At 62.4% G+C, this 20,690-nt stretch carries 14 protein-coding genes; 4 read left to right on the plus strand and 10 right to left on the minus strand.

Features of this window, described 5'->3' with window-relative positions:
- Nucleotides 1-58: 58 nt before the first annotated feature.
- The 4 genes from nagZ to NKH36_RS21360 form a co-directional block, all read right to left on the minus strand.
- On the minus strand, nt 59-1,078 hold the full coding sequence (gene nagZ, locus NKH36_RS21345) for a beta-N-acetylhexosaminidase (protein WP_352963519.1): 1,020 nt from the start codon (nt 1,076-1,078) through the stop codon (nt 59-61).
- A 161-nt stretch (nt 1,079-1,239) separates the two neighbouring features.
- Nucleotides 1,240-5,187: an SPOR domain-containing protein gene (locus tag NKH36_RS21350; protein ID WP_352964340.1), complete on the minus strand. Its 3,948-nt coding sequence runs from the start codon at nt 5,185-5,187 to the stop codon at nt 1,240-1,242.
- A 103-nt stretch (nt 5,188-5,290) separates the two neighbouring features.
- A complete protein-coding gene (gene argS / locus NKH36_RS21355) occupies nt 5,291-7,048 on the minus strand; it encodes an arginine--tRNA ligase (protein WP_352963524.1) in 1,758 nt (585 codons plus the stop codon).
- 73 nt (nt 7,049-7,121) lie between these two features.
- Nucleotides 7,122-8,336, minus strand: coding sequence for a deoxyguanosinetriphosphate triphosphohydrolase (locus tag NKH36_RS21360; RefSeq protein WP_352963527.1), 1,215 nt, complete (start codon nt 8,334-8,336; stop codon nt 7,122-7,124).
- 73 nt (nt 8,337-8,409) lie between these two features.
- Between NKH36_RS21360 and erpA the strand changes: the two genes are divergently transcribed.
- The 4 genes from erpA to NKH36_RS21380 all read left to right on the plus strand — a co-directional run bounded on the left by erpA (nt 8,410) and on the right by NKH36_RS21380 (nt 10,344).
- Entirely contained in the window at nt 8,410-8,757 is a 348-nt protein-coding gene (erpA, locus tag NKH36_RS21365) for an iron-sulfur cluster insertion protein ErpA (RefSeq protein ID WP_126106215.1), read from the plus strand.
- Between the two features lie 3 nt (nt 8,758-8,760).
- Complete coding sequence (locus NKH36_RS21370) at nt 8,761-9,153, plus strand: VOC family protein (RefSeq protein WP_352963529.1); 393 nt, start codon at nt 8,761-8,763, stop codon at nt 9,151-9,153.
- A gap of 7 nt (nt 9,154-9,160) precedes the next feature.
- A complete protein-coding gene (xth, locus tag NKH36_RS21375; RefSeq protein ID WP_352963532.1) occupies nt 9,161-9,955 on the plus strand; it encodes an exodeoxyribonuclease III in 795 nt (264 codons plus the stop codon).
- A gap of 98 nt (nt 9,956-10,053) precedes the next feature.
- A complete protein-coding gene (locus NKH36_RS21380) occupies nt 10,054-10,344 on the plus strand; it encodes a hypothetical protein (RefSeq protein ID WP_352963535.1) in 291 nt (96 codons plus the stop codon).
- 75 nt (nt 10,345-10,419) lie between these two features.
- Here NKH36_RS21380 and NKH36_RS21385 read toward each other — a convergent pair whose 3' ends face one another.
- The 6 genes from NKH36_RS21385 to NKH36_RS21410 all read right to left on the minus strand — a co-directional run bounded on the left by NKH36_RS21385 (nt 10,420) and on the right by NKH36_RS21410 (nt 20,573).
- Nucleotides 10,420-11,256 carry a tetratricopeptide repeat protein gene (locus tag NKH36_RS21385; RefSeq protein ID WP_352963538.1) on the minus strand — a complete coding sequence of 279 codons (837 nt, stop codon included), beginning with the start codon at nt 11,254-11,256 and terminating at the stop codon, nt 10,420-10,422.
- Nucleotides 11,243-12,967, minus strand: a complete 1,725-nt coding sequence (gene ilvD, locus NKH36_RS21390) for a dihydroxy-acid dehydratase (RefSeq protein ID WP_352963540.1) — start codon at nt 12,965-12,967, stop codon at nt 11,243-11,245. Before ilvD ends, NKH36_RS21385 begins: the two co-directional genes overlap by 14 nt.
- 273 nt (nt 12,968-13,240) lie before the next feature.
- The gene (locus tag NKH36_RS21395; protein ID WP_352963543.1) at nt 13,241-14,461 is read right to left on the minus strand and encodes an OmpP1/FadL family transporter; all 1,221 of its coding nucleotides are present in this window, start codon (nt 14,459-14,461) and stop codon (nt 13,241-13,243) included.
- A gap of 427 nt (nt 14,462-14,888) precedes the next feature.
- Entirely contained in the window at nt 14,889-17,672 is a 2,784-nt protein-coding gene (locus tag NKH36_RS21400; RefSeq protein ID WP_352963546.1) for a valine--tRNA ligase, read from the minus strand.
- Between the two features lie 424 nt (nt 17,673-18,096).
- On the minus strand, nt 18,097-18,960 hold the full coding sequence (locus tag NKH36_RS21405; RefSeq protein WP_352963549.1) for a DUF2497 domain-containing protein: 864 nt from the start codon (nt 18,958-18,960) through the stop codon (nt 18,097-18,099).
- Nucleotides 18,961-19,172: 212 nt separating this feature from the next.
- Nucleotides 19,173-20,573, minus strand: coding sequence for a TolC family outer membrane protein (locus NKH36_RS21410; protein WP_352963552.1), 1,401 nt, complete (start codon nt 20,571-20,573; stop codon nt 19,173-19,175).
- Nucleotides 20,574-20,690 lie beyond the last annotated feature (117 nt).

Below are 20,690 nucleotides of genomic sequence, written 5' to 3' on the forward strand. Positions count from 1 at the left end.
CTTCTTGTTTGACCATGATCTGTTCCGAAAAACCGGCTCCCACTTTCGGGATCATGGTCTAGGCCACCGCATCGAAATAGGTGGCGAATTCGGCGCGTATCTCGGCTTCATCAGCCCGATCGCGATTCTTGATATAGGTCAGCGCCCGTTGCGCGCGTTGCAGCGACTTGCCTTCAAGCCCCGTTGTGCGCGAGGCAATGCCGGCCATCTCCTCGAAAACGCCGTTGCAGTGAAGGACCAGATCGCAGCCCGCCGCAAGGATCGCGGCCGCCTTTGTCGGGAAATCCCCAGAAAGTGCCTTCATCGAGGTGTCGTCGCTCATCAACAGCCCGTCGAAACCAATTTCGCCGCGGATGATCTCATCGATGACCTTGCCGGACGTCGTGGCCGGGTTCTTCGGGTCGATCGCGCTGTAAACGACATGCGCCGTCATCGCCATCGGCAAATGATTGAGCTCCCTGAACGGGGCGAAATCATGCCGCTGCAAGTCGCTCATCGAGGCATCGACGGTCGGCAGTTCGAAATGCGTGTCGGCAAAGGCCCGTCCATGCCCGGGAATGTGCTTCATGACCGGCAGCACGCCGCCCGACATCAACCCTTCAGCCGCCGCGCGACCCAGTTCGGTGACGGCGCGAGGCTCCTTGCCATAGGCGCGCGCCCCGATGACGTCGCTGGCGCCCTCGATCGGCACGTCGAGCACCGGCAGGCAATCGGCTGTGATGCCATAGCGCAGCAGATCGAAAGCATGCAGCCGCGCCATCAGCCAGGCGGCGCGGTTGCCGGCGTCGTGGTCGTTGCGCCACAAGGCGCCGAGCGCACCACCGGCCGGATAGTTCGGCGCCAGCGGCGGCCGCAGGCGCTGCACGCGGCCGCCTTCCTGATCGATGAACACCGGGGCGTCCGGGCGCTCGATACAGTCGCGCATCGCGGCGACCAGATCGCGGATCTGCTCGGCCTCGCTGATATTGCGGGCAAACAGGATGAAGCCCCACGGGCATTCATTGCGATAGAAGTTGATTTCGTCGCGTGTGAGCGATTTCCCGGCGCAGCCGAGGATCATGGATTTTGATTCGGTCATGGGCAGGAGTTTAGAGCTTCACGCGGACAAAGGGAATCGCATCGAACCACATGCGGTTGAGCCAGAACCCCCTCCACACAAGGAACTCCCTTCCACAAAAAAACCGGCGCGGTCTGTGACCGCGCCGGTTCTTTGCGCCCAAGGGCGGGAGACCTGAAAGGCTAGCGCGACACGAAGCAGTTGCCGCCGGCAGCCTTGTAGTTGGTGCACAGGTTGATCGCATCGTTGCGCGACTTCGCCGGGACGCGGACGCGATAGAACGTTCCCTTGCCGGCGATCTCGGCCTTGACGATGTTGGCGGTGTGGCCGGAAAGCACGCTGTCGTAGCGGCGCTGCAGATCCTGGTAGGTCGACTGGGCGCTTTCGACGGTCGGCTGCGAGGCGATCTGCATCGACCATGAGCCACCGCCGGTCGAGCCCGCCGCCGGATTAATGGACGCAACCTGGTCGGGCTTGACCTCGCCGACGACGTCGACCGGCTGGTCGGACGGACGCTGCGGCGCCACCGGAACCGAGGCCGGCGTATTGGCAGGCTGGGCGGTTTGGGCCTCAGCCTCAGGCGCGGCTGCCGGCGCATTGACTGTTTCCGGCTTGGCTGTTTCCGGCTTGGCTGTTTCCGGCTTGCCTGTTTCCGGCTTGGCGGTTTCGGTCTGACCGCCGCCCCCCGGCTCGCTACCCAATAGGTCGCCACTTGCCTGGTCGGCAACAGGCGGTACCGTACCGGTCTGTTCTGCGTCGTCGGCCTGACCCGTCGGGGCCACATGCTGGGGCGCCGGATCGACAGGCTCGACGGCAGCCATCTGCGGTGCCGCAGGCGCCGGATCCTCGCGCGCAACCAGCGAGCCATCTGATTTGACGACCATGGTTCTCACCTTGCGCGGCGCAACGGCGACGACGTCGGGGTCGATGCCCTGGTCGGCCTCTTGCAGAACCTGGGCGATACGATCCTCGGATTTGGGTGCCGGCACGGCGGCGACGTCAGCATTCCCGGCCGCTTGCGTGCCGCCGGCCGCTTGCGTGCCGCGGATCGCATTGGCGCCTTCAGCGGCGGCGGATTCGGCATTACGGATCGCATCGGCGGCTTCAGCCGTGTCGATATCGTCGGGCGAAAGATCGACCACACGGCTCTGCGGCGGCTCCTTGGCCGCCACGTCCACCGGCTCTTCGGTGTTGGTGACCAGTTTTTCCTGGACCGGTTCGGCAGGCTTTGCGCCACCCTTGGCCACTGCGTCATAGACCTTATTGTCCTGGTTCGGCACGACGGTGCCGCCCGGATTTTCAGGCCTGACCTTGATCGGTGCGTTGTCCGCCTTGACGATGATCGGCGCATCGGTGCCGCCGGTGCCGCCGAAAGACAGCGCGAAGGCGCCAAGACCGCCGGCGAGCGCCACGGCGCCGACGACCGCGGCAACCAGCAGGCCGCGGCTCCGCGGCCTCGCGGCATCGTGCTCAGCCAAGCCGGGAACTGATATGGCCTCATCCAGTTCGGGGTCGTAGTCGAGTTCGTCCAAGCCAAAGTCGTCGGCCTGCGAGGCCGGCCGGCCGTTGGGCAAGTCGCCCAAATCGAAGCCGCTGGCAGCATCGGCATAAGACGCACTGACAGACGCTTGTGCGGGCCTCGCCGCATAGGTCCGCGTTTCAACGCGGTCGGGCTCATAGCCTGACTGGAACCCGGCCGCTGACTGGAAACCGGCCCCTGACTGGAACCCTGCATTGTAGGATTCGTCGTCATACGCCGCGCTGCGCGCCGGGGCGGCAGCGACGTCTACGGCATTCATTTCCGTGAGAAGGCTGGCGAACTCGGTGTCGAGATCGTCATAGGCAGGCGCCGCCGGTTCGTCGTCATTGAAGTCGAGGTCCGGAATATCGAGGTCGTCCGCCAGCGCCACAACGCGCTCGGGCACATCGACCGTCTCGACATCGGGCATCTCGTCATACGCCGAAGACTGTTCGCTTTGCGCCGGCGCAGATGCCGCATTGGCGGCATCGTCTTCGGCCGGATAGGCCGGTGCCGCAGCCATAGGCGGCGTCGCTTCCGTGGTCCTCGCCGAAGCTGTCGGCTGGGCTGCAAAGGCAGGCTGCGACTGCGCAATCGGCGTTACGCGGCTCCACGAACGGGCCGGCGGCGGCGGGGCGGAGGGTGCCGCCATCCAGCTGAGCGCATCAGCCGGATCCTGCTGGGGAGCGGCGGCCGCAACGTCATCGCCGTCGTCATGATCCAGACCGATGTCCTTGGCGAAGGCGGTGTGCAAAGCATCATCGTCGAAATCGACATCGGCCGACCCGGCGGCATCTTCAGCGCCGAAATCCTGGCCCTCGAGCCCATCGAGGAGAACGCTGTCGAGATCGACGCCTGCGGCCTGAACCACGCTACTATCCGGCGACTCCAAAAGGTCTTGCTCGTCAAGGCTCCAGTCCAGTTCTTCGACAGGATTCGCTGGTTTGACGACCACCTTTTCAGTCGCGGCTACAGGGTGCTGAACCTTAGCGGGTTCGCTGGCCGCGGAGGCCGCCACGGGGGCAGCCCGTGTGCGCATGGTGCCCAACAGCGCGTTCAGCTCGTCTTCGAGGCTCCGCTCAACAGCGACGGGGGCTGGCGCCGCCGGCTGGGCGGTCGGCGCCATCGGTTGGGCTGCAACGCCGGAGGTCTGGACAACCGGCTCTTCGGCTTCCTCGGCAAGCGCGTCGTCGAAGCTCACGTCAAAATCGGCGTCGAACGCATCTTCCGGGGTCGCGGCGAAAGGCTCGTCCTTGGCGGCGACAGCCTCCGGTTCGTCAATTTCTGGCTCGTCAATTTCGACCGGTTCGGCCGTGCGAACGTCGAAATCCATGTCGACATCGGCCATTGCGTCGTCGAAATGGCCGGCAAAGTCCTCATCGGACTCATCCGAAACGGCCCGAACGGGCGCCGCAGGAGTTTCAACAGCGGTCTGCTCCATCGGCACATGTTCGTCGAGCATCAACTCGTCTTCGAGCGAGCTTGCGACGGCATTGTCGAATTCGTCGTCGAAGACGGGTTCGGCGGCCGGCGCGGAGATTTCGGGTTCGGCAGCCTGCGCCATCGGCACGTGTTCGTCGAGCATCAACTCGTCTTCGAGCGAGCTTGCGACCGCATTGTCGAATTCATCGAAGGCGGGGTCGGCCGGCGCGGAGACTTCGGCTTCGGCAGCCTGCGCCATCGGCACGTGCTCGTCGAGCATCAGCTCGTCTTCGAGCGAGCTTGCGACCGCGTTGTCGAATTCATCGTCGAAGGCGGGTTCGGCGGCCAGGGAAACGGCGGCGGCAATATTCTGTTCGGCCTCGTCCGTCGCATCGTCGTCGAGCAGTAAATCCTGTTCGAGCGACGCGGCAAGCTCGTCGTCTCCAAGCTTGTCGTTCACTGCCAAATCGTCTTCAAATGGCGACACGTCTTCGAGCGAACTGGCAAGCGCATCGTCGAAATTGTCATCGAATGCAGCTTCAACAGCCGACGCGGATGCTTCGGCAACGTCAGAACGCACGTCATCGGCAGCAACGGCATGGGCCGTTTCGTCCGTCGCATCGTCGTCCAGCAGGAAATCCTGTTCGAGCGACGCGGCAAGCTCGTCGTCTCCAAGCGTGTCGTTCGCTGCCAAATCGTCTTCGAATGGCGACACGTCTTCGAGCGAACTGGCAAGCGCATCGTCGAAATCGTCATCGAACGCAGCTTCAACAGCCGCCGCGGATGCTTCGGCAACACCAGAACGCATGTCGTCGGCAGCAACGGCATGGGCGGCTTCGTCCGTCGCATCGGCGTCTAGCAGGAAATCCTGTTCGAGCGACGCGGCAAGCTCGTCGTCCCCAAGCCCGTCGTCCATTGCCTCAGTAGCAGCCGCTTCGAAAGCCGGCTCGCGAACCTCGGTTGCGCCGTCATTGTCGTCGGCGCCGAATTCGCCCATCAACTCCTTCTCGAGATCGATGTCGAAATCGCCCTCGTCCGCCGGCTGGCTGGCTGGAGGCGCCTTCGGCTGGGCCTGCGGCTTGACCGGCTGGCGCGGGTCGAACCCCATGATCCTGGTCAGTTCCGCGAACGGATCATCGTCGGCGATATCGTTTTGGGCGGCTGCTCTCAGCTGGGTTCTGTCTGCCATTATTGTTCCCGAACTCGCACTCATTCGGACGCCATGGACGTCGCGTAGGGTTGGCCCTTACCAGCGCAATGTGGGCAAAAGGTGACAGGTTTTTTAGTCAAACCTAACGCATTTCAGTGGGCGCATCGGCCCCGATCAGCGTCAGGCCGGACGTCAAAACGTCCGAAACAGCCTGCACCAGCCCTAGTCTGGCATGCGTCAATTGTCGGTCGTTAACCTTAACAAAACGTAAGTCCGGATTCTCGGTGCCGCGGTTCCAATGTCCGTGGAAGCTGGAGGCGAGATCGTAGAGGTAGAATGCCAGCCGGTGCGGCTCGAGCGCAAGTGCCGCGGACTCAATCAGACGCGGATATTCCGCAAGCTTCCTGATCAGGCCGATCTCGCCTTCGTCGGTCAGAGAAGCGGTGGCGGCGGCCAGCCGGTTGCGGTCGAAATTGGCTTGGCCCAACTGTTCGCTCGCTTGCCGGAACACCGAATGGCAGCGCGCCGAAGCGTACTGCACGTAGAACACCGGATTGTCCTTCGACTGCTCGGTCACCTTGGCGAAGTCGAAATCGAGCGGCGCATCGTTCTTGCGGTAGAGCATCATGAAGCGGATCGGATCGCGGCCGACCTCCTCCACCACTTCGCGTAGCGTCACGAAATCGCCCGACCGCTTCGACATGCGCACCGGCTCGCCCTCGCGAAAAAGCCTCACCAGCTGGCAAAGCAGCACGGTAAGCTTCACCTCGTCGCCGGAAATCGCCCGGGCGAGCGCTTCCAGGCGCTTCACATAGCCGCCATGATCGGCGCCAAGGACATAGATCAGCTCGACGAAACCGCGATCGACCTTGTCCTTCAAATAGGCGACGTCCGCGGCGAAATAGGTGAAGGTGCCGTCCGACTTGACCAGCGCCCGGTCCATGTCGTCGCCGACAGCGGTCGAGCGGAACAGCGTCTGCTCGCGATCCTCCCAGTCGTCCGGCTTCTCGCCCTTGGGCGGCGGCAGCTTGCCCTTGTAGATATGGCCCTTGAGCGTCAGATCGTTGATCGCCGAACGGATCTTCCGGGCGTTGTCGGCGTGCAGCGTGCGCTCCGAGAAAAAGACGTCGTGATGCACGTTGAGCAGCGCCAGATCCTCACGGATCATCGCCATCATCGCATCAATCGTCCTGTCCTTGACGATGGCAAGCGCTTCCTCGTCCGGCATCTGCAGCAAGGAGCGGCCAAATTCGCTGGCCAACGCCTGACCGACCGGGACCAGATAGTCGCCCGGATAAAGGCCGGCAGGAATCTCGCCAATGTCGTCGCCGAGCGCTTCGCGGTAACGCAGCATGGCAGAGCGGCCGAGCACGTCGATCTGCGACCCCGCATCGTTGATGACATATTCCTTGGTCACGTCATAACCGGCGAAGGCCATCAGATTGGCGAGCGCATCACCCACCACGGCGCCACGGCAATGGCCGACATGCATCGGTCCGGTGGGGTTGGCCGAGACATATTCAACGTTGGCCTTCTTGCCGCCGCCGACCGTCGAGCGGCCGTAATTGCGGCCTTCGCCGAGCAGCGCAGTCAGATGCACCTGCCAGAACGCGTCCCTGAGCCTGAGATTGACGAAGCCCGGACCGGCAACGTCTGCAGCGGCGATGTCGATGTCGGCGCGCAGTGCCTGCGCCAGCCTTTCAGCCAGTGCGCGTGGATTCTGGCCGGTCGGCTTGGCCAGCACCATCGCCGCATTGGTCGCCAGGTCGCCATGGCTTGCGTCGCGCGGCGGCTCGACGGCGATGCGCGACAGGTCCAGCGAACCCCCGTCTTTGTCTTTCAAATCAAGCGCTTCGACAGCTCTGGTGATTCGCGCGTTGAAATCGGCGAAGATGTTCATCGGTGTGCTCTGGGGTGTGGCTCTGGCGGCTTTGCAGGGATCCGGCTTATTGGCCGGCAAAATCGAGCTCGGCCTAGCTTAATTCAGGCGTATGGTCAAACAAACGGCGGTGTTCTTTCAAAGCGTAGGTATCTGTCATGCCCGCCAGGAAATCGGCGACGCTGCGCGCCTTGATGCGATCGTCGGCCCGGTCGAGCCCTTCGCGCCAGCCGTCGGGCATGGCGCGCGGATCGGCGAAATAGACCTCGAACAGGTCGTTGACGATCTGCTCGGCCTCGTTGCGCACCCGCATGACCTCGCTGTGCCGGTAGAGATGCTTGTAGAGAAAGGCCTTCAATTCCTTTTCGAACGCGGCCATTTCGGCTGAAAAGGTCACCATCGTCTCGCCTGCCGCCCTTACCGCGTCGGCGCTGTCCGGCTTGATACGGGCCAGATTGGCGGTGGTGGAAACGATGACATCCTCGACCATCATCGTGATCTGCCGTCGCATCAGTTCGTGCCCTGTCCTCACATCGTCCAGTGCCGGATAGCGCTGGCGCACGCCTTCCAGGATCGAGCCGGGCAGCGAGACCTTTTTCAGCATGTCCAGCGTCAGGAAGCCGGATCTCAGGCCGTCGTCGATGTCATGGGTGTTGTAGGCGATGTCGTCGGCGATTGCCGCGCACTGCGCCTCGATGCCGGCGAAGCGGTCGAGTTCGAGGTCGTGCAGCTCCGAATAGTCTTGGATCGCTTGCGGCACCGGCCCCTGCAGGCCTTTTCCGCTGGCGTCGGTCAGCGGGCCGTTGTGCTTGACCAGCCCCTCCAGCGTTTCCCAGGTGAGGTTCAGCCCGTCGAACTCGGCATAGCGGCTCTCCAGCCGCGTCACCACGCGCAGCGATTGCGCGTTGTGGTCGAAGCCACCCCAGGCGGCCATTTTGTCGTTCAGCGCGTCCTCGCCGGTATGGCCGAATGGCGTGTGGCCGAAATCGTGCACCAGCGCCACCGCCTCGGCTAGGTCCTCGTCGCCGCGCAGCGCCCGCGCCAGGGCACGCGCTATCTGCGCCACCTCGATCGAATGCGTCAGCCGGGTGCGGTAATGATCGCCCTCATGCGCAACGAACACTTGCGTCTTGTGCTTCAGCCGGCGGAATGCCGTCGAATGGATGATGCGGTCGCGGTCGCGCTGGAACGGCGTGCGGGTCGGGCTCTCCACCTCGTCGAACAGCCGCCCGCGCGACTTTGCCGGATCGCAGGCATAGGCCGCGCGCGGCCGATAACCGAATCCGATGTCGCCCAACTCATTTGTCATCGCCGCTGCCGCAGTTGACTTGCGCTCTCGCGCTTCATACCTATCATGTGAAACCGAAAGCAAGGTGACGCCCATGGGCGCTGATGCCAAGACTGCCATGAAAGTCGAGATGACCGACGCCGCCGCCAGACGGATCGCCAAGATTGTATCTGGCGAAGCCGGCAAGAAGGCGTTGCGCGTTTCGGTCGAGGGCGGCGGCTGCTCCGGTTTTTCCTACAAGTTCGACCTGGTCGACACGCGCAACGATGACGACGTCGCCATTGAGAAAGACGGTGCCACCGTGCTGATCGACGACCTCTCGCTGGTCTATATGGGCGGCTCGGTGATTGATTTTGTCGACGATCTGATGGGCCAGTCGTTCCAGATCAGGAACCCGAATGCGGTCGCCTCGTGCGGCTGCGGCACCAGCTTCAGTATTTAGAAAATGCCTGCCATTAGCGCGGTCCGTCAGGTCGCGCTATCAGCCGGGCGCGATCTCGACACTACGTTGACGTTCTGGCACGACGTGCTCGGCATGACAGTGCACGTGCGCTTCGATCCGCCCGGCATCGCCTTCATCATGGCCGGCGACGTGCGGCTGCTGTTCACCGACGGCCTGCCGGCCGGCACCGTCTATCTCGACATATCGGGCCTCGACGATTTCCACGCCTCGGCAAAAGCCGCCGGCGTCCCCTTCACTGCGCCGCCGATGCTTGTTCATCGCGATACCGAAGGCCTGTTCGGGCCGGCGGGGGAAAGCGAATGGATGGCCTTCCTAAAGGACCCGGCAGGCAATACGATCGGCCTCGTCGAACGTCATCCGCCGGAACAGCAGTGAGGCCGTCATGAAAATCGTCACCTGGAATATTAACGGCGTTCGGGCCCGCATCGGCAATTTGACCCATTGGCTGACGGAAAGCGCGCCTGATATCGCCTGCCTGCAGGAAATCAAGACTGTCGACGAGCAGTTTCCGCGCGCGGAGATCGAGGCGCTTGGCTATAACGTTGAAATACATGGCCAAAAGGGTTTTAACGGCGTCGCCATCCTGTCGAAGCTGCGCTTCGACGAAGTCATCAGAGGCTTGCCGGGCGACGACACCGACGAGCAGGCGCGTTTCATCGAGGGCGTGTTCTCGACCGATAAGGGCGCGTTGCGCGTTGCCTCGCTCTATTTGCCGAACGGCAACCCGATCGATGACGAGAAGAAGTTCTCCTACAAGCTTTCCTGGATGGCGCGACTGGAGCGCTGGGCCGAAGAACGGCTTATGCTAGAAGAGGCGCTGGTGCTGGCCGGGGACTACAATGTCATTCCCGAATACATCGACGCGAAATTCCCGGAGAACTGGCTGAGCGATGCGCTGTTCCAGCCGCAGACGAGGCAAGCCTTCCGGCGGCTGAAGAATCTCGGCTTCACCGAAGCGGTGCGCGCGGTCACCGACGCGCCGGACATCTACACTTTCTGGGATTATCAGGCCGGCGCCTGGCAGAAGAACAACGGCATCCGCATCGATCACTTGCTGCTCTCGCCTGAAGCCGCCAACCGCTTTTCCTCGGCCTCGATCGAAAAGCATGTGCGCGCCTGGGAAAAACCCTCCGACCACGTGCCGGTGGCCGTCGAACTGGCTTTTGCGCCAATCTGATCATTTCGATGCCCGGACTGCCGGATTCCCGATAGATGGACCGTCATATCGCCACAATCGGGGTTTCCGCTGCAATCCGGGTTCGGCCGGGGTTCAGGATGACGATCAGATTTGCGCTTTGCCCATGTGCCGCCGCGCTCGCCCTCGCGACGACGCCGGCTTTTGCCGACCCTGAATGCCTGGCCAACGGAAAATCATTCCAGATCGGCCAGGTCGCCTGCCTGACGCTTTCCGGCCGTAGCCACCTCGCCCGCTGCGACATGGTGCTCAACAACACCTCATGGACAAAGATCCGGGACGATTGCCCGCGAACCACGCTGGCGCCGTCGGCCACGCCGATTTCAACGCCGGAGTCCGGCCTCGTTACGACGGAACCGACCAAGAACTGATCTCGGCTGTCCGACTTGATTTTTCGAGGTATCCAGTCTTCTGACTGTTGGCTTGGTGACTACTTGGCTTCGCGACTACTGGTCGTCGCCACCCTTGGTGAGAATGTCGTCGGCCAGCGAAATCGCGGTGCGGCGGTCGGCCTCGCCCGCGGCGGCAAACGCCTCTTCCTGCATGCCGCGTATCCATGGCTGATCGGAAGGTGAGGCCCGTTCGAGTGCCGCGGTCATCATCGCCAGCCCCCGAACGATCTTACCGCTCTGGAAAAGCAGATGGCCGAGCGTTGCCTGCGCGCCGGCATGGCCCTTTTCCGCAGCGAGCTGGAACCAGCGTCCGGCCTGCTTGATGCTGGCTTTGACGCCGCCCTTGCCATTCAGAAAGATCTGGCCCATCTCGAACTGGGCATTCGGGTTGCGGTAATTGGCGGCGGCGCGCATGTAATATTCCTGGGCCGCCACCTCGTTCTCTGTGATAGGGCTGCCGGGGATGCCCTTCCTCAGATAGTCGCCGAGCGCCACGAGCGCATCCGACACATAGCTCTCTTCCGGCGAACCGGGCTCGACGTCCTGGTCGACGATCTCGCTGAAGAACTTGAACGCCGCGTAGTCGTCGCGCTCCACGCCGTCACCCTCGGCATACATACGCGCAAGCTTCCAGGTGGCGCCGATCTGGCCGTTTTCGGCCGCGTATTTGTAAGCCTCTGCGGCCTGCTCCTTGCGGCCGTTCTTATAGGCGGAGAAGCCGAACTGGAACACCGCCCACGGGCTCGACTGCGGCTTCACGCCGGTCTTGTCGTCGAACACCTTGTCGTCGAAGGCCATGGCCTGGCCCGCGGCGCCCAAGGTCGCGCCAAAAGTGGCGATCGCGACCAGTGCCGAAAAGACAGACGACCTCAGCAACTCAAATATCCGCATAACAATGTGTTTCTTTCGCACCACCGGGATGGGTGACCGCGCCGTCGCGGGCAGGCCCTACCGTTTGTGCATATTTCCAGATCGCGCCCGACTGATAGTCGGTCGCGCGCGCCTTCCATGCCTTCGCCCTGGCCGCCAGTTCAGTGTCGGACAGCGCCACCTCGATCGTGCCGTTCACCGCGTCGATCGAGATCAAATCGCCATCCCTGAGCAGCCCGATCGGACCACCCACGGCGGCTTCCGGCCCGACATGGCCGATGCAGAAACCGCGTGTCGCGCCCGAAAAACGTCCGTCGGTGATGAGAGCCACCTTGCCGCCCATGCCCTGGCCATAGAGAGCTGCCGTCGTCGATAGCATTTCGCGCATGCCCGGACCGCCGCGCGGACCCTCGTAGCGGATGACGAGGACCTCGCCTTCGCTGTAGCTGCGATCCGTAACCGCCTGGAAACATTCCTCTTCCGAATCGAAACAGCGCGCCGGACCAGAGAATTTCAGCTCCGACATGCCCGCGACCTTCACGATCGCGCCTTCGGGGGCAAGGTTTCCCTTCAAGCCCACGACACCACCCGTTTGAGTGATTGGTCGGTTGGCGGGACGGACCACATCCTGGCTATCATTCCACGCAACGTGCTCCATATTTTCGGCTAAAGTGCGGCCGGTCACCGTCAGGCAGTCGCCATGCAGATAGCCATGGTCGAGCAACGTCTTCATCAAGAGCGGAATGCCGCCGGCCTCGAACATGTCCTTGGCGACATATTTGCCGCCCGGCTTCAGGTCGGCGATGTAGGGCGTCTTCTCGAAGATCCTGGCTACATCGAAGAGGTCGAACTTTATTCCGGCCTCATGCGCGATCGCCGGCAAATGCAGCGCCGCATTGGTCGAGCCGCCGGTGGCCGAGACTACGGTCGCCGCATTCTCCAGCGCCTTGAGCGTGACGATGTCGCGCGGCCGGATGTTCTTTGCGATCAGCTCCATGATCTTTTCGCCGGAGGCGAAATTGAAGCGGTCGCGCATCTCGTAGGGGGCCGGCGCCCCGCAGGAATATGGCAGCGCCAGGCCGATGGCCTCGGCGACGGTGGCCATGGTGTTGGCGGTGAACTGAGCGCCGCAAGATCCGGCCGACGGACAAGCGGCTTGTTCGATTTCGAGGAGTTCGGCGTCACCGATCGTGCCGACCGAGTGCTGGCCGACGGCCTCGAATACATCCTGCACGGTGATCTGCCGGCCCTTGTAGGAGCCGGGCAGGATCGAGCCGCCGTAGATGAAGATCGACGGCACGTTGAGCCGCACCATGGCCATCATCATGCCGGGCAGCGACTTGTCGCAACCGGCAAGGCCGACCAGCGCATCGTAGCAATGGCCGCGCATGGTGAGTTCGACCGAATCGGCGATGACCTCGCGCGACACCAGCGACGATTTCATGCCCTGGTGACCCATGGCAATGCCGTCCGTGACGGTGATGGTGCAGAATTCGCGCGGCGTGCCGCTAGCCGCGGCGACGCCTTTCTTGACCACCTGCGCCTGGCGCATCAGCGAGATGTTGCAAGGTGCCGCCTCGTTCCAGCAGCTCGCGACACCGACCAGCGGCTGCGCGATCTCAGCCGCCGACAATCCCATCGCATAGAGATAGGAGCGATGCGGCGCGCGCGCCGGACCGACGGTCACATAGCGGCTGGGCAGCTTGGCCTTGGAGATGACTCTGGCGTTCATACTCTTCCTTGCCGCGGGCGGTGCGACCTGCCCCCATTGCCGAGCCTCTTTGGGCACGTGTTCCGGGACAAATTCGAGTGCGCCGGGTTTATGGCGGGAAATAGGCAATCTCCCCGGGCGTCGTTGTGGTGCGAGGGTTGCTCAGAAACTGTTGCCAAAACGTCACAATCGCAGAAGGCAGAGGGATGCCGCGTTTTTGCTACGCCGCCGGCATGTCAGGAAAGCCAAAAAAGCCGGGCAATGCCCGGCTTTTTTGCTATTGAAAACTTATATTTAGAACTTGATCTTAACCGAAGCTGAACCGGCAAGGAGCAGATCGTCGTCGTATGTGTAGGTGACGGCATTTGCCGCGTCGCCAACACCGGTGAAGGTCGACGACCCACTGGTCAGAACACCGATCGAACCACCAAGTCTGACCTCGATCTTGTCGTTCGGCGAATAAGAAATGCCGCTGGCCACGGACCAAGTGTCCGACTGATAGCCGGAGGTCGTCGAGGTTCCACGATCCCAGGTCAGCGAAACCGCGCCAGACAATTGGTCGGTGAACTTGTGAGCTATGCCGCCCGAAACCGTCCAGCCGTCGCGATAAAGCAGGTCGAAAGAAACGGGCGAGGGAGCACCGGTCACCGGACTGCGCACACCATTGATGGGAATGATGCCAAGCCTGCTCCATTCCTGCCAGCGGATGGAACCAAAGGCCAGCCAGCCAGGAGCTATGCCGCTCTGCAGCTTGAGTTCCACAGCTTGGGGTATCTCGGCCGAGGCAGAGACAGGGTAGACCCCGGTAGCGCCTGGAATCAGATCCGCTGGAAAGGCCCCTCTAAAACCGGTCGTGTCGACGGTTCCCGACAGTTCGTCATATTTGTAACTCGAAGAGTACATCAAGCTTGCGCGCAAGGCGATTTCGGGAATTTCATAAGCGGCGCCCACGCGCCAACCCCATGCCTCGTCGGAAAGCTTGAATTTTCCGAGGCCGGTATTGCCGAAGGCCAGCAGTGTCTGGCGCGACAAAAACGCATCGACCTCCTGGTAGGAGACGCCGCCGATGAACCGGATGGCGCCCTTGCCGACGTTTATCTTGTAGGAGCAGGTAAGCCCGAAATCATTTGTTTTGACGTAGTATTCGACCGCTGTTGGCGAATAGGCGTTGTTCATTCCGAAGTCTGCCTCCGCACCATACGGTTCCGTATAGCTCGCCAGGCAATCCACTGGTTCAAAAATGTTGGCCTTGATACCGATGCGCGGCACCGCATAGTCGCCGCCGACATCCACTGACGAAGACGACATTCCCGAGCCATCCAGACGCTGCACATTCTTCAGTGTGCGCTGTGGCGAAACATAGGTGACGCCGGCGTCGAACGAATATGGCGCGGCATCAAACAACTGGTCGATGTTGACACCGCCCCGGTCGAAGCCGCCGGCGTTCGCAGCGCCCGACATCAATAGCGAAAAGCACCCCGCCCCCAGCAGCGCTTTCAGACGCAAATTGTTCATGAATCTCCTCCCCGATACGAATGGACTAAGCTAGAACCAATTCAGGTTAACGGCGCAACAACGAATTCTCGACGCGTACATGTACGCCTTCGCCGACCGCATTTTAGACAAAGTGACAGCTTCACCGCAGAGCCGGAAAACGGCTCATTTGGCTGAAAATCGAGAAAAGAACTCGGAAAACTCGCACGGAACGGCGCAAAAACGGCTCTTTTTGCGAGAACCAAGCTCATTGTTACATTATGGCAACAATGGGGCTACAACATTCCGTTTACGTCAAGATTTACGCTGCGGAATGCCTATTTTCGTGGCAGAAAGCCGGTCGGAAAAGCGAGTTCGGACACTCGCGAATCCAGAGCGCCGGACCAAAAGCGGAAGCCGGTTTCAATCCGATCCTCAGCCAATTCGATTTTCAAGCACCAGAGATAGATCAACCGGCTTCGCGCACCCGTGTCAGCGCCACCGAAAGCTTTTCTTGCGCCTCGCGATACTCGGCGAGTTTTTCGCGCTCGGCTTCCACGACATCTTCCGGCGCGTTGGCGACGAATTTCTCGTTGGACAGCTTTTTGTGCAGGCGGGCGATCTCTTCGGTCACCTTGACCAGTTCCTTCTGCAGCCGCGCCGCCTCGGCGGTAAGGTCGATCAGGCTGCCGAGCGGCAGGCAGATGGTCGCCTCGTTGAGCACGATCTGGGCGGAGCCCTTCGGTGCTGTATCGACCAGCGAGATGTCGCCGACGCGCGCCAGTCGCTTGATGGCCGATGCCTGACGTTCAAGCCTTTCGTGGGTTGCGGTATTAGCGCCGATCACCATCAGGGGCGCGATCGCAGCCGGCGGCACGTTCATTTCCGAGCGCACGGAGCGGATGCCTGAGACGAGATCGACCAGCCAGTTGATGTCAGCGGCCGCTGCCTCATCCTCGAAATCGGGCGACGGCCACGCGGCATGACAAAGCAACGACGGCCGTTCCTTGCCCCCGCCTGATGTCTCAGCCCACAGTTCTTCAGTCATGAATGGCATCATCGGATGCAGCAGCTTGTAGATCTCGTCGAGCACGAAGGCGACACAAGCCCGGCTTTCGGCCTTGGCAGCCTCATCCGTGCCTGTGAACACCGGCTTCAGCAGTTCCAGATACCAGTCGCAAAACAGGTTCCAGACGAAGCGGTAGGCCGCACCTGCAGCCTCGTTGAACCGGTATGAGGTGATGCCATCGGTGATTTCGCGCGCGGCGCGCGTCAGTTCGGTCAGGATCCAGCGGTTGACCGCCAGCTTGGCGTCGTTCAGCCAGAACTCATCGTTCCTCGCGACGTCGTTCATCTCAGCAAAACGCGTCGCGTTCCACAGCTTGGTGCCGAAGTTGCGGTAGCCGGCGATGCGGGCCGGATCGAGCTTCACGTCGCGCCCTTGTGCGGCCATCACCGTCAGCGTGAAGCGCAGCGCGTCGGCGCCGTATTCGTCGATGAGATCGAGCGGGTCGATGACGTTGCCTTTCGACTTCGACATCTTCTGCCCGTTCTTGTCGCGCACCAGCGCATGGACATAGACCGTGTGGAACGGCTCCTCGTCCATGAAATGCAGGCCCATCATCATCATGCGGGCGACCCAGAAGAAGATGATGTCGAAGCCGGTCACCAGCACGTCGGTCTGGTAGTAGGTCTTCAGCTCCGGCGTCTGGTCCGGCCAGCCAAGCGTCGAGAACGGCCACAGCGCCGACGAGAACCATGTGTCGAGCACATCCTCGTCGCGGGTCAGGATCTCGCCCGGCTTGAAGTTCTCGAGCTTGTCCTCGACCCAGGCCTTCCATGGCCCTTCCAGCGCCAGATAATATTCGACGGCGGCTGCAAGCGCCTCCTCTTCGGTCTTCTCGACGAAGACGCGTCCATCCGGTCCATACCAGGCCGGGATCTGGTGACCCCACCAGAGCTGGCGCGAAATGCACCAGGGCTGGATGTTCTCCATCCAGTCGAAATAGGTCTTTTCCCAGTTTTTCGGCACGAAATTGGTACGGCCCTCGCGCACCGCACGAATAGCCGGTTTGGCGAGTTCCGCCGCGTTCGCATACCATTGTTCGGTCAGGAACGGTTCGATCGGCACGCCGCCGCGATCACCATGCGGCACGGCATGCCGATGCGGCTCGACCTTTTCGAGGAAGCCGCCCGCTTCCATCAGTTCGACGATCTTTTTGCGCGCAACGAAACGATCGAGGCCGTTGAGTTCATTCCAGACGGCCTGGCGCTCGGGCGTCACCTCCAGCCCGGCGAGAAAGTCGTCATTGTCCGTGAGGGTGACCGCCGCCTCGACGGTGAGGATGTTGACCGCCGGCAGCTTGTGGCGCCTGCCGACCTCGAAGTCGTTGAAGTCGTGCGCCGGCGTGATCTTGACCGCGCCGCTGCCCTTTTCCGGATCGGAATATTGGTCCGCCACCACCGGGATCTTGCGGCCGACGATCGGCAGGACGAGGTTCTTGCCGACCAGATGCCGAAAACGCTCGTCGTCGGGATGCACCGCCACCGCCGTATCGCCCAGCATCGTCTCGGGCCGCGTCGTCGCCACCGTGATGAAGGTTTTTGGATTTTCCGGATCGAAGACCTCGCCTTCGACGGGATAGCGGAAATGCCAGAGGTTGCCGTTGACCTCCTGCTGTTCGACCTCGAGGTCGGAAATCGCAGTCAAGAGCTTCGGGTCCCAGTTGACAAGGCGCTTGTCCTTGTAGATCAGGCCTTCCTTGTAGAGCGTGACGAACACTTCGAGCACCGCCTTGGACAGGCCCTCGTCCATGGTGAAACGTTCTCGGCTCCAGTCGGCCGAGGCCCCCAGCCGCTTCAACTGGTTGAAGATCGCGCCGCCGGATTCAGCCTTCCACTCCCAGACTTTCTCGATGAACTCGTCGCGCGTCAGGTCGCGGCGGTGGATCTGCTTCTCCATAAGCTGGCGCTCGACCACCATCTGCGTGGCGATGCCGGCGTGGTCCATGCCGGGCTGCCACAGCACGTTCTTGCCGCGCATGCGCTCGAAGCGCACCAGAATGTCCTGCAGCGTGTTGTTGAGCGCATGGCCCATATGCAGCGAGCCGGTGACGTTCGGTGGCGGGATGACGATGGTGAAGGCTTCCGCGCCCTCCTCGGCGCCTGCGCCGGCACGAAACGCGTCGGCCTCCTCCCAGATTTTGGCGATCTTCGGCTCGACGATTTTGGCGTCGTAGGTTTTTTCGAGCATGGAAAGGCGTCCGAGCTGTCGGGATTGTTGGGTTTGGTGTAAATCGGAAGGCAGTTGGCAAGTCAACCGCAAGCGAGCGGCAGACGGCCATGCCAGTAAATAGCGCCGGGGCGGCTTTGGGCAACTCACGGAAGTGAGCGTCGCAGGGCAATCGCGTCCGGGTTGGCGCTGCCCCTCATTGCCCTGCCGGGCATTTCTCCCCGTATAGTGACGGGGAGAAAGAAGGCTGCACTGACGCTTTCGCCAATCGCGGCCGCTGCATAAAAGGCGCCGAGGATCGCGACAAGTCCCTTCTCCCCGTCTCTATACGGGGAGAAGGTGCCGGTAGGCGGATGAGGGGCGGCGCCGACTTGGACGATTGGCTGGTTGAGCGCTTGCGCCGCCCCGGAGGCGGCGTTTTGTTCTCGACTGGTCCCTGAAATTACTACGCGCCGCGCGCCACGCGCTCAATTTCCTCGCGCACCAGCCGCTCGACCAGCGTCGGCAGATTGTTGTCCAGCCAGTCCTGCAGCATGGGCCTCAGCATCTCCTCGGCCATCTCGTCGAAGGTTTTCTTGCTGCGGCTGGCGAACGCATCGGAAAGCTCGCCGAAGGCAGCGGCAACCTGCCGGCCTGTGTGTTCGGAAAGGATCGCCGGACGAGTGGACGGTGCCTCGCTTGTCGCCGGCCGCGCCAACCCGCTTCGCGGCGGGTCCGGCTCGAAAACAGGTTCGGCCGCGTCCTCGAAAACCTCGGCCTTGGGTTCGGCGTCCGGCGTCCGTCGCACCTCAGCCCTGTCTGGGGCCCTGTCCGGCTTGGCCGCGGTCATCGCTTCGCCGACTGCGGCGATCTCACGCCGCCAATCGGCAACGATGCTGTCGGTCGTCTCCGCAACCCTTGCCGTCGCAGGCGGATCCGGCTCCGGCTTGGCGGCCGGGGCCGGTTCGGCCGCGATCCTGGCATCAGCAAGTGTCACGGGCGTTTTGACCGGAGCGGGATCGGAACGCGCCGGCGGCTCCATGGGTGCGATGACGGGCTCGGCGGCCGACGATTGCGCCTGCACCTCCGTCAGCGTGGTCGGCCTCCTGGCGTCGAATCCCGGGCGCAACTCGGCGCGAAACGCACCCGCCTCCGGTGGCGCCCCGCCTACCGCAGGTCCCGGCACGGCAACCGACGCTAAATCCTGCAGCAGGTCGTCCGCTTCGTCCGGCTGCTTGCGGCCGGTATCGTTGTCCTCGATGATCCTCCTGATGGAAGCCAGTATCTCCTCCATGGAGGGTTCGCGCTGTACGCTGCTTGCCGTCGCCATCGTCACATCCGCCGCCCTTGTGACTCGTTGCAGATTTCCGGTCCGGCCAAAGCCGGATTCGAATCATGGCAACAGCGTAACCGACGGATCGCCTTACGAGAATCCCCAATCTGAGGGCGTGTTGGATTTCAACAGATTAGAGCCCGCGCGTTCCTTTGAACACGCGGGCTCTAATGCTTTGAAATTCGACGGAATTGAAACTGGTGGAGCGATCAGCGGCCGTCTGGCGTGCGCAGGCCGATCCACTTGTCCTTGACCGCATTGTAATGCTCTTCGGGTCTGTATTTCGTCACCTGAAGGGCGAGACGATCAACCGAAAGACGACCGATCGCCGAGAGGATGGCATAGCTCGCCACCACCAAATCGCGTTCGGAACTGGCCTGGTTGATCTTGGCGGTGATGAGGGTGGCTTGGGCGTTGAGAACGTCAAGCGTAGTGCGCTGGCCGACATTGCGCTCTTCGATGACGCCGCTCAAGGCAAGCTGCGCGGCGGCGATCACCTGCCTGTTGGCCACCACGGTTTGCTGCGCGGCGATGTATTGCGTCCATGCCGAGGTCACGGCTTGCCGCACGGTGTCGCGGCTGACATCGACCTCGATCCGGGCCTGGCTAAGCGATTCCTTGTTCTGACGCACTATCGCCGACGTGCGCCCGCCCGAATAGATCGGGATGGTCAAGGTGGCACCGATGCTGGCCGAACTGGTTGTGCCATCCTGGCCCGTATCGGCAGAGCCCGGAGCCGTCCTGCGGTAGGCGCTGGAAACGCCGGCGGAAGCCGAAAGCTGCGGCAGCAGCGCGCCTTCGGCCGATTTCACCGTAAATGCCGCCGCGTCGACCAGATGCTGGGTGGCGAGGATGGCCGGGTGCTCAACGGATGCGATCGCGATCGCCGCATCGAGATTCCTCGGCAACAGCTTCGCCAGCGGCGAAGCGGCCCTGAGCCTGCCTGGCTCGTCGCCGACGAGCTGGCGATAGGTCGCAGCGCTCGCCAGCGCCTGCGCGCGGGCGGCGGCCAGTTCCGCCACGGCGGAAGAGCGCTCGGCATCGGCCTGTGCCACGTCGGTGCGGGTGCCTTCGCCGACCTCGAAGCGCGAACGCGCGGCGCGCGCCTGCTCGGTCAGGAACTGCAGGTTTTGCTCCGTCAGCACCGCCACTTGCCGGTCGCGAATCACGTCCATATAGGCGCTTGCCGCATTGAACAGAATATTCTCTTCGGTGTTGCGCAGGCTCTCGAACGAGGCGCGGACCTGCGCTTCGGCGGCGGCGACGTTGTTCCTGGTCTGGAAGCCGTCGAACAGGGTCTGGTCGATCTGGACGCCGAAGTTGCCGGTGGTCAACGAGATGCTTCGGTTCGGCCCCTGACGAGCATCGAAATGGCTTCTGGAGAAGTCGATGTCCGCGGAACCGGTGATGGTCGGGCGCCAGCCGGACTTGGCGATGGCAACGCCCTCATCGGTGACGCGGACGCCGGCGCGGGCGGAATTGAGCTGGGAATTGTTCTGATAGGCTTTTGAAAGTGCGCCCAGAATGGTTTCCGCCGAGGCGCCTAGCGGAGAAAGTGCGGTCGCCGAGAAGAGGACGGCGGCAAAAAGACTCTTTCGTAAAGACGGCACGTTATTCCCTCATTCGTTTTGCATGGGAACCACACCGCGCCGGCTTCTCCCATTCGAGCAGCCGGCGCCGTGTGTCTCAGGTTCCCTGCTGTCTGCCCCCAAAAGAACACCCCGGTT

The sequence above is a fragment of the Mesorhizobium sp. M1312 genome, from assembly GCF_040318115.1.
In the GTDB taxonomy this organism is placed as follows: Bacteria; Pseudomonadota; Alphaproteobacteria; order Rhizobiales; family Rhizobiaceae; genus Mesorhizobium.

Excerpts from the sequence above, each read along its gene's own strand:
- xth (WP_352963532.1), top strand. The coding sequence starts at position 9,161 with ATGAAAATCGTCACCTGGAATATTAACGGCGTTCGGGCCCGCATCGGC.
- ilvD (WP_352963540.1), bottom strand. The coding sequence starts at position 12,967 with ATGAACGCCAGAGTCATCTCCAAGGCCAAGCTGCCCAGCCGCTATGTG.
- NKH36_RS21400 (WP_352963546.1), bottom strand. The coding sequence starts at position 17,672 with ATGCTCGAAAAAACCTACGACGCCAAAATCGTCGAGCCGAAGATCGCC.
- NKH36_RS21370 (WP_352963529.1), top strand. The coding sequence starts at position 8,761 with ATGCCTGCCATTAGCGCGGTCCGTCAGGTCGCGCTATCAGCCGGGCGC.
- NKH36_RS21350 (WP_352964340.1), bottom strand. The coding sequence starts at position 5,187 with ATGGCAGACAGAACCCAGCTGAGAGCAGCCGCCCAAAACGATATCGCC.
- NKH36_RS21395 (WP_352963543.1), bottom strand. The coding sequence starts at position 14,461 with ATGAACAATTTGCGTCTGAAAGCGCTGCTGGGGGCGGGGTGCTTTTCG.
- NKH36_RS21360 (WP_352963527.1), bottom strand. The coding sequence starts at position 8,336 with ATGACAAATGAGTTGGGCGACATCGGATTCGGTTATCGGCCGCGCGCG.
- erpA (WP_126106215.1), top strand. The coding sequence starts at position 8,410 with ATGGGCGCTGATGCCAAGACTGCCATGAAAGTCGAGATGACCGACGCC.
- argS (WP_352963524.1), bottom strand. The coding sequence starts at position 7,048 with ATGAACATCTTCGCCGATTTCAACGCGCGAATCACCAGAGCTGTCGAA.
- NKH36_RS21385 (WP_352963538.1), bottom strand. The coding sequence starts at position 11,256 with ATGCGGATATTTGAGTTGCTGAGGTCGTCTGTCTTTTCGGCACTGGTC.
- NKH36_RS21405 (WP_352963549.1), bottom strand. The coding sequence starts at position 18,960 with ATGGCGACGGCAAGCAGCGTACAGCGCGAACCCTCCATGGAGGAGATA.
- NKH36_RS21380 (WP_352963535.1), top strand. The coding sequence starts at position 10,054 with ATGACGATCAGATTTGCGCTTTGCCCATGTGCCGCCGCGCTCGCCCTC.
- nagZ (WP_352963519.1), bottom strand. The coding sequence starts at position 1,078 with ATGACCGAATCAAAATCCATGATCCTCGGCTGCGCCGGGAAATCGCTC.